Annotated in this window: 13 protein-coding genes and 1 tRNA gene; 9 read left to right on the forward strand and 5 right to left on the reverse strand. The window is 43.9% G+C overall.

What is annotated here, in order from left to right:
* Positions 1 to 67 precede the first annotated feature (67 nt).
* Positions 68 to 2842: a GBS Bsp-like repeat-containing protein gene (locus BTU61_RS03950; protein ID WP_200772422.1), complete on the forward strand. Its 2775-nt coding sequence runs from the start codon at positions 68 to 70 to the stop codon at positions 2840 to 2842.
* A 28-nt stretch (positions 2843 to 2870) separates the two neighbouring features.
* Here the strand turns inward: BTU61_RS03950 and BTU61_RS03955 are convergent, their stop codons facing one another.
* Positions 2871 to 3734, reverse strand: coding sequence for an RluA family pseudouridine synthase (locus tag BTU61_RS03955; protein WP_200772423.1), 864 nt, complete (start codon positions 3732 to 3734; stop codon positions 2871 to 2873).
* 103 nt (positions 3735 to 3837) lie between these two features.
* On the opposite strand from BTU61_RS03955, the gene pbp2a reads away from it, so the two are divergent.
* Positions 3838 to 6072: a penicillin-binding protein PBP2A gene (gene pbp2a, locus BTU61_RS03960; protein ID WP_200772424.1), complete on the forward strand. Its 2235-nt coding sequence runs from the start codon at positions 3838 to 3840 to the stop codon at positions 6070 to 6072.
* 189 nt (positions 6073 to 6261) lie between these two features.
* On the opposite strand, the gene ypfJ is transcribed toward pbp2a, so the two are convergent.
* Positions 6262 to 7167 (reverse strand): KPN_02809 family neutral zinc metallopeptidase, encoded by a 906-nt coding sequence (ypfJ, locus tag BTU61_RS03965; RefSeq protein ID WP_200772425.1) that lies wholly within the window; start codon positions 7165 to 7167, stop codon positions 6262 to 6264.
* Positions 7168 to 7311: 144 nt separating this feature from the next.
* Here ypfJ and rpmG point away from each other — a divergent pair, with 144 nt between their 5' ends.
* From rpmG to nusG, 3 genes are all read left to right on the forward strand, one after another.
* The gene (rpmG, locus tag BTU61_RS03970) at positions 7312 to 7464 is read left to right on the forward strand and encodes a 50S ribosomal protein L33 (RefSeq protein ID WP_187538360.1); all 153 of its coding nucleotides are present in this window, start codon (positions 7312 to 7314) and stop codon (positions 7462 to 7464) included.
* A 9-nt stretch (positions 7465 to 7473) separates the two neighbouring features.
* Positions 7474 to 7650: a preprotein translocase subunit SecE gene (gene secE / locus BTU61_RS03975; protein ID WP_187538358.1), complete on the forward strand. Its 177-nt coding sequence runs from the start codon at positions 7474 to 7476 to the stop codon at positions 7648 to 7650.
* A gap of 339 nt (positions 7651 to 7989) precedes the next feature.
* Positions 7990 to 8526, forward strand: coding sequence for a transcription termination/antitermination protein NusG (gene nusG / locus BTU61_RS03980; protein WP_003002077.1), 537 nt, complete (start codon positions 7990 to 7992; stop codon positions 8524 to 8526).
* Positions 8527 to 8768: 242 nt separating this feature from the next.
* Here the strand turns inward: nusG and BTU61_RS03985 are convergent, their stop codons facing one another.
* The gene (locus BTU61_RS03985) at positions 8769 to 9320 is read right to left on the reverse strand and encodes a hypothetical protein (RefSeq protein WP_234700075.1); all 552 of its coding nucleotides are present in this window, start codon (positions 9318 to 9320) and stop codon (positions 8769 to 8771) included.
* Between the two features lie 54 nt (positions 9321 to 9374).
* On the opposite strand from BTU61_RS03985, the gene BTU61_RS10250 reads away from it, so the two are divergent.
* Positions 9375 to 9521 (forward strand): hypothetical protein, encoded by a 147-nt coding sequence (locus BTU61_RS10250; protein WP_234700076.1) that lies wholly within the window; start codon positions 9375 to 9377, stop codon positions 9519 to 9521.
* A 158-nt stretch (positions 9522 to 9679) separates the two neighbouring features.
* Here BTU61_RS10250 and BTU61_RS03990 read toward each other — a convergent pair.
* Positions 9680 to 9750, reverse strand: a tRNA-Cys gene (locus BTU61_RS03990).
* Between the two features lie 262 nt (positions 9751 to 10012).
* On the opposite strand from BTU61_RS03990, the gene rpsB reads away from it, so the two are divergent.
* Positions 10013 to 10795 carry a 30S ribosomal protein S2 gene (gene rpsB, locus BTU61_RS03995; RefSeq protein ID WP_003016971.1) on the forward strand — a complete coding sequence of 261 codons (783 nt, stop codon included), beginning with the start codon at positions 10013 to 10015 and terminating at the stop codon, positions 10793 to 10795.
* An 83-nt stretch (positions 10796 to 10878) separates the two neighbouring features.
* The gene (tsf, locus tag BTU61_RS04000; RefSeq protein WP_200772426.1) at positions 10879 to 11919 is read left to right on the forward strand and encodes a translation elongation factor Ts; all 1041 of its coding nucleotides are present in this window, start codon (positions 10879 to 10881) and stop codon (positions 11917 to 11919) included.
* A 163-nt stretch (positions 11920 to 12082) separates the two neighbouring features.
* Here tsf and BTU61_RS04005 read toward each other — a convergent pair whose 3' ends face one another.
* Positions 12083 to 12553, reverse strand: a complete 471-nt coding sequence (locus tag BTU61_RS04005; RefSeq protein WP_200772427.1) for a COG2426 family protein — start codon at positions 12551 to 12553, stop codon at positions 12083 to 12085.
* A gap of 171 nt (positions 12554 to 12724) precedes the next feature.
* On the opposite strand from BTU61_RS04005, the gene BTU61_RS04010 reads away from it, so the two are divergent.
* Positions 12725 to 13246 (forward strand): Dps family protein, encoded by a 522-nt coding sequence (locus tag BTU61_RS04010; protein WP_200772428.1) that lies wholly within the window; start codon positions 12725 to 12727, stop codon positions 13244 to 13246.
* The last annotated feature ends 177 nt before the right edge of the window (positions 13247 to 13423 follow it).

Below are 13423 nucleotides of genomic sequence, written 5' to 3' on the forward strand. Positions count from 1 at the left end.
TCCGGCGGTTTGTGCTATAATACTACTATGTGGGTACAATCCGTAAAAAAATTGTAGGGGAAGATACATGAAAAAGAAAGATCTTATTTTTTATGCTGGGACAGCTGTTCTGTTAGCTTTTTCGACACAACAAGTAAAAGCCGATGAGCAACATGCGTCCGATCAAACACCAGAAAATACATCAGCTGTCGTTGCAAAAACAACAACTTCATTAGAAGCGCAGAATACTGTGAACGAAGGAGTGGGAGTTGAGAAAGGTGTTCAGACAGAAAATACCGTTCCAACAGAGACAGCACTTATCACACCAACTATTAGTGATACCCCGTCTTCTGAGCAGGTCACTAGCGAGAAGGGTGCAACAGAGCATCCAGCACTTGCCGTGGTAGCTAGTCGCGCTCCATACGGTGCACGCACACGAGTGGTAGATTCAGAAAATAATAGTTTACCGACAGAAGAAGTACAGAAACCAAGTGGCACTTTCTCAATTGAAAATAATAACCAAACTACAGGTGCATTTGACGCAGTTATTAGTAATATCACAGCGCCACTAGGTGTGAAAGAAGTTTTGGTGCCATCATGGAGTCTTGAAAATGGCCAAGACGACCTTATTTGGCATAAGGCAACGAAGCAAACTGATGGCAGCTATCGTGTAACGATTATGGCAAGCGAACATAAGGATAATAAAGGAAATTACCGTGCCGATGCTTATATCGTAGACAACTCTGGGAAACCCCACTATATTGCGGAACGAGTAGTTTCGGTTGATTACGTTCGACCAAGTGGTGTTCTGACGATTGAAAACAATAACCCAGTAGCAGGTACCTTTGATGCTGTTGTAAGCAATATTGTTGCACCAACTGGTCTGAAAGAAGTTTTAGTTCCATCATGGAGTCTAGAAAATGGCCAAGATGACCTCATTTGGCACAAGGCAACGCGTCAAGCAGATGGTTCTTATCGTGTGACTATCAAAGCAACGGATCATAAGGATTCAACTGGCAAATACCGTGCCGATGTCTACATTGTAGATGGTTCAAATAATCATTTGTATTTGACTAAAAAAGTAGTTGACGTTCAACAAGTCAAACCAAATGGTACAGTAACGATTGAAAATAACAATACTGAGACAGGAACCTTTGATGCTGTTATTCGGAATGTAGTCGCTCCAAATGGTTTGAAAGAAGTTTTAGTCCCTACTTGGTCTAACAAAAATGGTCAGGACGATTTGATTTGGCATAAGGCAGTCCTTCAAAGTGATGGTAGCTACCGTGCAACCATTAAAGCATCTGAGCATAAGAATGACACAGGTGAATTTAATGTCCATATTTACTACGTAGATCAAAATAATCAAAAAGCCTACATCACAAAGACCACGACAGAAGTACGTGAAGTTAAACCAAGTGGCACTGTCACAATTGAGAACAACAATACTGTAACAGGCACCTTTGATGCCGTTATTCGTAATGTTGTTGCACCAAATGGCTTGAAAGAAGTCTTGGTTCCAACATGGTCAGATTCAAACGGGCCTGATGATCTGGTATGGCATAAAGTAGTGCTTCAAAGCGATGGTAGTTATCGTGCTACTATCAAAGCCTCAGATCATAAAAATGAGGATGGTAAGTACAATGTCCATGTTTATTATGTAGATCAAAATAATCAACGAAATTATATCACAGAAACTACGACAGAAGTGCGTCAAGCCCGTCTTTCTGGAACTATTTTGATTCAAAATAACAACAAAGATACGGGCACCTTTGACGTCATTATTAAAGATGTCTACAGCCCTAAAGGTGTGCGGACTGTTCAAGTTCCAACTTGGTCTGACAAGGATGGTCAGGATGATCTTCGCTGGTATGAAGCAACTCGTCAAGCAAACGGAGACTACAAGGTATCTGTCAAAGCGAGCGATCACAAGAACTCTACTGGCAAGTACCATGTTCACCTTTACTACATCCAAAATGATGGTTCGCGGATTGGTGTTGGAACAACAACTACAGACGTTGAATTCCGTAATGCTAAGACAAAAACACAGGCCTACATCAAGGATGTGAATTCGAACAACGGTACTTATACAGTAGTGGTTGATCAAGCTCCTCAAGGCCGTCAGATTAAGAATATTCGTGTTGCTGCTTGGTCTCAAGCCCATCAAGAAAATCTCTACTGGTATGCAACTTCCCCAACTGGAATGCATACCGAGGTGGGTATTTCAGCCAATAACCACGGTAATTTAGCAGGGAACTACACAACTCACGTCTATGTGGACTATGTGGATGGTGGAGTGGAAGGCTTTAACCTTGGCCAAACAGCTCTTTCACCTCGTGTGACGGCTGACCAAACAGCGTACAATCCTCGTGTTTCTAATGGGCAACGAGATCGTATTTTACGAGCTGCAGCAAGTCTTGTCGGTGTTCGTGGCGGAAGTGCAGCCCATCATCAATTGGTCAACGATTACAATAGCGTACGTCCCCTACCAGTTGGATACGCTGTGAAAAATTCTGATGATTGGTGTGATATCTTTGTCACAACAGTCTTCCAGCGTGAGGGCTTGAGTGGTTTGATTGGCCGTGAATGTGGGGTTGAACGTCACATTCAGATTTTCAAACGCTTGGGCATTTGGAATGAAGACGGTTCTTCTACACCGAAAGCAGGGGACATCATCACCTTTAACTGGGATCAAAATAGCCAGCCAAATAATGGTTTTGCGGATCATATCGGAATTGTTGAGAGCGTCTCAAATGGGTTCATTCATACCATTGAAGGAAACTCTAACGACCAAGTCCGTCGCAATACGTATCGGATTGGACATGGCAATATTCGTGGATTTGCAAGTCCTCGATACCAATAACAAAAAAGAAGCCCTGTGGCTTCTTTTTTCACGCTTTCAACCCTTTTTCAAAACTCTGGGAAGGGGCTTCGACTTGGATGGTTTCAAGGGTCAGTGGATTGGTGAAGGTCAAGCGGTGGGCATGGAGCATGAGTCGCTCTCCGCGTTCAGGGTTATAGAGAGGATCCCCGACAATCGGGTGCCCATGATGGGAGAGATGAACGCGAATCTGATGGGTACGCCCCGTCTTGAGCTGGCATTTGACCAGGCTGTTTCGCCCGATTTTTTTCAGTTGCGTCACCTGAGTTTCTGCGTACTGCCCTTTGCGTGGATCGACCAGACGCTTGCGCCGATCGTGGCGGTCGCGTCCAATTTTATCCTTGTAGACGATGGTTTTTTGTGCTAAGCTACCTTGGATCAAGGCCCAGTACTCGCGTTGGATTTGTTTATCTTCCAAAATTCGGTTGAGAATGGGCAGGATAAAAGGGTTTTTGGCAAATAAAATCGCTCCGCTGGTTTCCTTGTCTAGGCGGTGGACGACGTAGCAGGTAGATCCAACATAGCTGGAAACATGGTTGAGAAGAGCAATTTCTGTCGGCTCATTGGCATGGGTTTTCATGCCTTCAGGCTTATTGATGATGATGACGTGCTCATCCTGATAGAGTTCTTCGACCAGACTGGGATCGCCTGCAGGTAGCTCTTTTTCAGGGTAATCATCCGCGTCAAAGATCAGCTGGATCTGGTCTCCTTTTTGAACGGGGCTCTGCCAGTTGATGGTTTCTCCATTCACCAAGACGTGCTTCTTGGTTCGTAAAAAATGCCGGATTTTTCGGGGGATGAGAAAGTAGTCCTCGAGCAGCTCTTTCACGGTTAGTTGTGGAAAAGATTGTGGAATAGTAAATTGATAGTTCATGACCCTATTGTAGCAAAATCTAAACTTAAAGAAAACTAAAGCGGAGGGAAGGAAAAGCGATCTTTTCTTGCTAGGACAGGGAGAAGGTGTTACAATAGCAGATATGAAAAGAATAAAAGAATTATTTGAAAATGTGATCACTTTTTTTAGAAAGGATCAGCCACGTAAGCCGGTAGCAGAAGTGGTACCCGAATCGGAACTGCCAGAAGAGACAGTAGAGCCGACTTATAGTCGCTCGGGCAAACACAGAAGCAAGCCCCTCTCTCAGCATCCCTTCCGTCGGTTTTGGCGTCGTTTCCACTTGACTAAGATTCTCCTGATCATTGGTCTAGGCTTTAGCCTCTTGACAGGGGCCTATCTCTTCTATATTGCGAAGACGACCAATGTCAAGGATTTACAAAATGCCCTTAAGGCAACCACCATTATCTATGATAAAAACGGTGACCAGGCTGGAAGTTTGACCGGGCAAAAAGGGACCTACGTCGAACTCGATGCCATTAGTGAGAATCTGCAACATGCCGTAGTCGCAACAGAGGACCGGAGTTTCTACAAAAATGGTGGGATCAACTATGGTCGCTTCTTCTTAGCGATTTTGACCCTGGGTCGCTCAGGTGGGGGATCCACTATCACCCAGCAGTTGGCTAAAAATGCCTATCTGTCTCAGGACCAGACCGTGGAGCGCAAGGCCAAGGAATTTTTCCTAGCTCTTGAAATCAATAAGAAGTACAGCAAAAAAGAGATCCTCACCATGTACCTCAACAATGCCTACTTTGGAAATGGGGTCTGGGGGGTAGAGGATGCCTCCAAGAAATATTTCGGAGTGTCAGCCAGCCAATTGAGTCTGGATCAGTCTGCTGTTCTTGCGGGTATGCTTAAAGGTCCTGAAATATACAATCCACTCTACTCAGTAGAAAATGCGACCAATCGCCGCAATACCGTTCTCCAAAACATGGTGGCAGCAGGCTATATTGACCAAAAAACAGCCGATCAGTCTGCAGCTGTTGATATCCATGGCCAGCTAGTCGATGCCTATCAAGGCAAGTCCGAGGATTACCGCTACCCATCCTACTTTGATGCGGTTATCAATGAAGCGGTCAATGAATACGGACTGACCGAAGAAGACATTGTCAAAAATGGCTACCGGATCTATACCGAACTGGATCAGAATTACCAAGCAAGTATGCAGGTAATCTATGACAATACGGCCCTCTTTCCAGTCGCAGAAGACGGCACGCGCGCAGAGTCCGGTAGTGTTGCCCTCGATCCTAAGACGGGTGGGGTTCGAGCTCTCGTAGGGCGTGTCGGCAGCGATCAAAATCCAGGATTCCGTAGCTATAACTATGCGACTCAGGCTGCCCGAAGCCCTGGCTCAACCATCAAACCCTTGGTGGTCTATAGCCCAGCTATTGCTGAAGGTTGGTCTACCAACAAAGAGTTGGACAATAGTACCACCCAATACGGAAGCTATCAGGTCAACAACTATGCAGGCATCCAGTCCAGCCCGACCGTACCGATGTACCAGGCCTTGGCAGAATCCCTCAACCTTCCAGCTGTTGCGACGGCCAACGATTTAGGCCTGAACAAAGTTTTTGAGTACGGGAAAAAATTCGGCCTTAATATGGACAAGGTGGATAAGAACCTTGCTGTCGCCTTGGGATCTGGTGTGACAACCAATCCGATGCAGATGGCTCAGGCTTATGGGACTTTCGCCAATGGTGGCGTCATGAATGATGCTCACCTCATTACCAAGATTGAAAACGCCAGTGGCCAGGTCGTCAAGAGTCACAGTCAGAAATCCACACGGGTTCTTAGTGGGTCGACCAACGACAAGATGACCAATATGATGCTAGGAACCTTCAGTAATGGTACGGGGGTCAATGCAGCACCTTACGGCTATACCATGGCGGGGAAAACCGGTACGACAGAGACCAGCTTTAACAAGGATCTCTCTGGAGACCAGTGGGTGATCGGTTACACACCAGATGTGGTCATCAGTCAATGGCTTGGTTTCCCAAAAACAGATGAAAATCACTATCTGACTGATAGTAGTGCAGGGACGGCTTCGGAGATCTTCCGTAATGTCGCAAATAGTGTGCTCCCCTATACCGATGGGACCCGATTTGATTCTGTTAAAAACTCCTATGCAGAAAACGGAATTGCTCCAGCCGGAGAAGAGCAGGAGCAAACAGAAACCAAAGAAGATAAAGGATTCTTTGAAGATGTCAAAGAAAAGGCATCCAATATGGTCGATGATGCCAAAAAAGCAATCGACAAGGCTGATATCCCAGGAAAAGCGAAAAATGCTTGGGATACCTTTAAAGGCTGGCTTGGTTTCTAATCAAAAAGAGAGTGGGACAGAAATCGGTAATTCGTTAGAATTCGATTTCGTCGTCCCACCTCCGCACAGTTGAGTAGGGCTGTAAAAGCTGATGAAATCAGCGTAGTAGAGCCCACTCAACCACTGCGTCTTGCTCGATAATCCAAAAATAATTGAGAGGCTAGGACTTTTGTCCCAGCCTCTATTTGTTTATAATTCACTATCTGATAAGCTAAAGGTGTCCCCGTGCTGTAGATCCCCATACTCGTAGCCACGCTTGAACCAACGCATCCGTTGTTCCGAAGTCCCGTGGGTGAAGCTATCTGGCACCGAGTAGCCATAAGCCTGCTTCTGTAGAGTGTCATCTCCGACAGCATGGGCCGCGTTCATAGCTTCCTCGATATCCCCAACATCCAGGAGATTTCGGTCTTGAATTGATCGTGCCCAGACACCTGCTAGATAATCGGCCTGCAACTCGATGCGGACACTGATGGCATTGCGTTCTTTTTCAGAAAGTCCTTGCTGCATGCGGTGGTATTTGCCAAGGATTCCCAGCTCATTTTGCACGTGGTGACCAACTTCGTGGGCGATGACGTAGGCCATGGCGAAGTCCCCACTAGCCTTGTATTTACTCGTTAATTCCTTGTAAAAGCTAATATCCAAATAGATCTTTTTGTCTGTCGGACAGTAGAAGGGACCCGCCGAAGCTTGCCCAACCCCACAGCCTGTCTTTGTCCGTCCAGTATAGAAGACTAGTTTGGGCTCATGGTAGGTGCGCCCTTCTGCTTGAAAGACCTTGTGCCAATGATCTTCTGTTGTCCCAAGGACTTTGCTGACGAACTGGACTTCCGCATCGTCGATATGAGCCTGATTGGTGCGCGTGATATGACTGGATTGGTAAGGTTGCGAAGATCCTGAGTTAAAAAGCCCGCCTAGACCTGCTCCTCCTCCAACCATAACCATCAAGAGGATAATGACGATCTTGCTCTTGAAGCTGCCCGGGGATAGAAGGACCTGCAAGATCCCCCCACCAAGGTTGTTGCCACTTGACTGCGTATAGCCTTGCCCTCGACGGTCCTCAATATTTCTACTTTCTTTTAGGTCATCACTTTTCATATGCATCTCCTTTTGTTTTATTGTACCAAAAATGAGGTGAAAACCAGAGTGATAACGCTTTATATTTCCTTTTTTCTGGAGGTGGGGATTTCTGATCTTGTCAAAATGCAGAAAACTTGCTATAATGGGGTGAACGGAGGCGTTATGGCATTAAAAAAAGCAAGTCTAGCGTGTACGGTTTGTGGATCACGCAACTACTCCATCAAATTGAGTGGAACGCCCAAGCCAACACGTCTAGAAGTCAACAAATACTGCAAACATTGCAGCAAATATACCATCCATAAAGAAACACGATAGGAGAGAGTTGTGAAATTCATTAAAGATATTTTCGTCTTACTAAAAGATACAACTTGGCCAAATCGCAAGGAAAGATGGAAAAACTTTATCTCAGTGATTGAGTACACCGCTTTCTTTGTTGCTTTGATTTATTTGTTTGATAAAGTCATTGCAAAAGGCCTATTGCACATGATCAATTTCTTTTAAGAAGAAAAGCCAAGTGGCTGGGCAAAAACTGTCCAGCCTTTGATTTTTGATAGGAATAACTGCAAGACGCAGTGGTTGATTGGCACCTTTGTTCGCTTTTTAAGCTTCAAAGATGGCCTAATCAACTGTGCGGGGGTGGGAAAACGAACTCTTTTTAACAAGTCAGAGTTCTTTCCCACTCCCACTTTTTATGGTCTTTTCTTAAAAATAAATCAGCAAACCCCTTTGCATTCCGGCAAAATGTGGTATAATGAAGCTAGGAAAACGAAAGCCAAGTGGCTTTTTTTAGTATGTTCAGAGATCTTTCGAGCAGGCTAAAAAGAAAGAAAGGATGCCCAAATGGACAGTTTTGATAAAGGCTGGTTTGTACTACAAACCTACTCAGGATATGAAAATAAGGTAAAAGAAAATCTTTTGCAACGTGCGCAAACATACAATATGTTGGAAAACATCTTGCGTGTAGAGATTCCAACGCAAACGGTGCAAGTAGAGAAAAATGGGAAGACCAAAGAAATCGAAGAAAACCGCTTCCCAGGTTATGTCTTGGTGGAAATGGTCATGACAGATGAAGCTTGGTTTGTTGTTCGGAATACACCGAACGTCACTGGTTTCGTCGGATCACACGGGAACCGTTCAAAACCAACGCCATTGTTGGAAGAAGAAATCCGCAGTATCTTGCTCTCTATGGGTCAAACTGTTCAAGAGTTTGACTTGGATGTCAAAGTGGGAGATACAGTTCGTATCATCGACGGTGCCTTCACAGACTATACTGGTAAGATCACAGAAATTGATAACAACAAGGTGAAAATGGTCATTTCTATGTTCGGTAACGATACGGTTGCAGAAGTGAACTTGAACCAAATTGCTGAATTGTAAGAAAAAGAGAGAGTGGGACAGCTTCAACAGTCTGGGAGACTGTTGAAGGTTGCAGATAAAGGAAACATAGTTTCCGTCAACATAGGGCATCTTTGAAGCTTAAAAAGCGAACAAAGACTTAGGATACGTTCTATCCGCCACCTCAAAGCAGTGCTTTGAGCACTCAACCACTGCGTTTTGCTCGACAATCCAAAAATAATTGAGAGGCTAGGACTTTTGTCCCAGCCTCTTTTGATTGCTTATTATTGCTTTTTATCCAGACCAGTGATGCCTTGTAAGCGCTTGGTGTCTGCAGCAGACATGACGCTGAAGATCTTGTTTCCTTGTGTAGCGAAGCTAGATTCATCTCCGTTGCTATCTTTGTAGATATAGCTGGTCCCAGATTCTGAACGCATGATGGCATAGGGTTTTCCGAGACGTTCAAGGGCGGATTTTGCTGAATCAGATTTTGAAATGCTGCCAGTAGATTGGTGGTTGGCATCGCCACCTTTCAAACGGAAGGTAATATTTGTTAGGACATTATTGCGGAAGAAAGCCATGATATCGCCATTGTCTGTCACCCAGACATTAACCCCGTTGCCAGGATTCGCACTGTCTGTACTATCCATGGGCTGACCAAAGGCTGCAACTACGTCGTCGTAACTGCTTCTAGCTTTAGGCCCACCAACTTCTTGGCCATCTTCGGTTCTTAATACAAAACCAGTGGTAGGGTGGAGGTTTTTGAGTTTTTCGATCTCAGGAATGGATGCAGCTCCAGGAACATATTGGAGAGAAGCCCCGTCATCAGGATCCATGCTGAAGCGATCTGAAAAATCATCTGAGCTGGAGCTTTCAGAAGAAGCACTCTTGTGTTTACTAGAGGAATGCTGGATGATTTTTTAGTAGAGGATTGTTTGATCGGCTTTCTTGAACTAGAAGTTGCTTTTGCTTGTTGCCCAGAATTAGCAGGTGAGCACGAAGCGAGTGTTAGCAGTGAGAGAAGTCCGATTGTATAAAGTCGAATGTTTTTCATAAAACCCCTTTCTAAAGTAAAGCGCTAATCGCGCGTGCCTTATTATATCAATAATCAAGAAAAGGAGCAAATGACAACAAAAAACCCCTATTGCTAGGGGAATTTTTAAAAGATAAAAGATGATAAAAAATTTTATTATCAAGGCGGTAGACGGATTTGAACCGACGATCAAGCTTTTGCAGAGCCGTGCCTTACCACTTGGCTATACCGCCATAACATATAATATTGTAACCTAAAAATCAAGATTGGTCAAGAAAAACTTTTTGAGTCAAACAATTCTTCAGCAAGTGAAAGCGATTGACGGGAAAAAATATCTCAAATAGCTTGCGAATTCTAGGGATTTCTGCTATACTAATAGAGTTGTCTAAGACAGCAAATACTCATCTCGGATCCATTGTGGCACCGTTGCCCTTGTGGTCGTGCTGCAAGTTGACGTCTGAGAGAGGAGAAAAAAACAAAAAGGAGAACTTACTCATGGCAGTAATTTCAATGAAACAACTTCTTGAGGCTGGTGTACACTTCGGTCACCAAACTCGTCGCTGGAACCCTAAGATGGCGAAGTACATCTTCACAGAACGTAACGGAATCCACGTGATCGACTTGCAACAAACTGTAAAATATGCAGACCAAGCATACGACTTCATGCGTGATGCAGCTGCAAACGATGCAGTCATCTTGTTCGTAGGTACTAAGAAACAAGCTGCGGATGCTGTTGCAGAAGAAGCAGTTCGTTCAGGTCAATACTTCATCAACCACCGTTGGTTGGGTGGAACTCTTACAAACTGGGGAACCATCCAAAAACGTATCGCTCGTTTGAAAGAAATCAAACGCATGGAAGAAGATGGAACTTTTGAAGTTCTTCCTAAGAAAGAAGTTGCATTGTTGAACAAACAACGCGCTCGTCTTGAAAAATTCTTGGGCGGTATCGAAGACATGCCTCGTATCCCAGACGTAATGTACGTTGTGGATCCACACAAAGAACAAATCGCTGTTAAAGAAGCTAAGAAATTGGGTATCCCAGTTGTAGCAATGGTCGACACAAATACTGACCCAGATGATATCGATGTTATCATCCCAGCGAACGATGACGCTATCCGCGCTGTTAAATTGATCACTGCGAAAATGGCTGACGCTGTTATCGAAGGTCGTCAAGGTGAAGACAGTGTTGCAACAGTAGAAGCTGAATTGGCAGCTACTGAAGGTCAAGCTGATTCAATCGAAGAAATCGTTGAAGTTGTAGAAGGCGACAACGCTTAATTCTATTCAATACGTAACGAAACCTAAGAGGGCAGGGCTCAGCCCGACCCTCTTATTTTATTAAAAAATATAGGAGAACAAAAATGGCAGAAATTACAGCTAAGCTTGTAAAAGAATTGCGTGAAAAATCTGGTGCCGGTGTCATGGACGCTAAAAAAGCATTGGTTGAAGTAGATGGTGATATCGAAAAAGCGATCGAATTGCTTCGCGAAAAAGGAATGGCTAAAGCAGCTAAGAAGGCTAACCGTGTTGCCGCTGAAGGTTTGACTGGTATTTATGTGAACGGTAACGTAGCAGCAGTTGTTGAAGTCAACGCTGAAACAGACTTCGTTGCGAAAAACGCTCAATTCGTTGACTTGGTAAACGAAACAGCGAAAGTCATCGCTGAAGGAAAACCAGCTAACAACGAAGAAGCTCTTGCTTTGACAATGCCTTCAGGTGAAACGCTTGAAGCTGCATACGTATCTGCAACTGCTACAATCGGTGAAAAAATCTCATTCCGTCGTTTTGCTTTGCTTGAAAAAACAGATGCACAACACTTCGGTGCTTACCAACACAACGGTGGACGTATCGGTGTTATCTCAGTTGTTGAAGGTGGAGACGAAGCTCTTGCTAAACAATTGTCAATGCATATCGCTGCGATGAAACCAACTGTTCTTTCTTACAAAGAATTGGACGAACAATTTGTCAAAGATGAATTGGCTCAATTGAACCACGTGATCGACCAAGATAACGAAAGCCGTGCAATGGTTGGTAAACCAGCTCTTCCACACTTGAAATTTGGTTCAAAAGCTCAATTGACAGATGCAGTTGTAGCACAAGCTGAAGAAGACATCAAAGCTGAATTGGCAGCTGAAGGCAAACCAGAAAAAATCTGGGATAAAATCATCCCAGGTAAAATGGACCGCTTCTTCTTGGACAACACCAAAGTTGACCAAGCCTACACTCTTCTTGCACAAGTCTACATCATGGATGATAGCAAGACAGTTGAAGCTTACCTTGAATCTGTTAACGCTTCAGTAGTAGAATTCGTTCGCTTTGAAGTTGGTGAAGGAATCGAAAAAGCTTCAAATGACTTTGAAGCAGAAGTGGCAGCTACAATGGCAGCAGCTCTTAACAACTAAGAATAAACAAAAGAGGTTTCGATGGGAACCTCTTTTTGGTATGGGAAATATCTTGTATCATTGTTTAAGCTGTTTTATAATATTAACAAACTTTGTTTTCAGAAAATATCAGACATTACCGAAGATTCAGAGAAGATATGATCTGAAATGAAATCATTTTTGGTTAATGTGCGAAGGTATCGATTCCTAGAAGCAGGGAAAGAGTCCCCATGATGAGGCCGGCTAGAATTACTCCAAGCATAACAGCGAGACTGCTACGTTTGAAATCCCAGTCTAGGATAGAAGCAGCAAGGGTCCCTGTCCAGGCGCCTGTCCCAGGAAGGGGAATGCCAACAAAGAGCAATAAGGCCCAGAAGATTCCCTTATCTCCTGCGGCTTTCTCTAACTTTTGTCCTCCCTTATGGCCTTTTTCCAGACACCAGCTAAAAAAGCCACCGATGATGGGTTTATTGGCACCCCAGGTGAGTGTGCGACGGGCGAAAAAGAAGATAAGAGGGACAGGGAGAAGATTTCCGATCACGCCGATGAAGAGGGCGGTCCACAAGGAAATGCCATTTGCAATGGCAAAAGGAATAGCTCCACGCAACTCAACAAGTGGCACCATGGAGATCAAGAAGGTAAAAATGTATTTCATGAAATCTGCCTTTCAATTTGTCTTCTTCATTCTATCGTATCTTGCTATAATTGACAACTATTCCAATTGTAAATATCCTATTTTTTTAAGTCTTTTATCTTGACTTTCCTAGTGACTAGGCATATAATAAAGACATAGTTAATTAGAATCATTATAAAAAGGAGAAATGATATGACAATGTTAAAACATGAAGCTGCTACGGATGTAGCAACATTTGCATCTTCAAATAAAGAAAGTCTTCCAGAAACAAAAGCGATCTTGAACCAAGTGGTAGCGGATCTCTATGTAGCTCATATTGCCCTTCACCAAGTACACTGGTATATGCGTGGACGTGGCTTCCTTGTATGGCATCCAAAAATGGATGAATACATGGATAGCTTGGATGCTACTTTGGATGAAGTGAGTGAACGCTTGATCACAATTGGTGGTGCTCCTTACTCAAGTATGACAGAATTTTTGGAACACAGCAACATTGAAGAACGCCGTGGAACATTTACTAAAAATGTGGAAGAAAGTTTGACACGTGTTCTTGAAATCTTCCGTTACTTGGATGGGGTGTACCAAAAAGCTTTGGATGTTACAGATGCTGAAGGTGACGATGTAACCAACGATATCTTTGTTGGAGCAAAAGCAGAACTTGAAAAGAACATCTGGATGGTAGCAGCTGAAGTTGGTCAAGAACCAGGATTATAAAAGGAATGCATAGAAAGCCGAGGTAAATAGCTAACGCTCTTCTAGCAGAATAATTTGAACCATACAAAAAAGCAGGAAAGAATGAATGTTTCATCATTTGTTCTGGCCTGCTTTTTTTGAGCATTCTATCTGTAGGAAACTGCAAGCACAACTCAGACCTTCTTGTTTTTGGATTGT

This window comes from Streptococcus lactarius, from assembly GCF_016642265.1.
GTDB classification, from domain to species: Bacteria; Bacillota; Bacilli; order Lactobacillales; family Streptococcaceae; genus Streptococcus; species Streptococcus lactarius.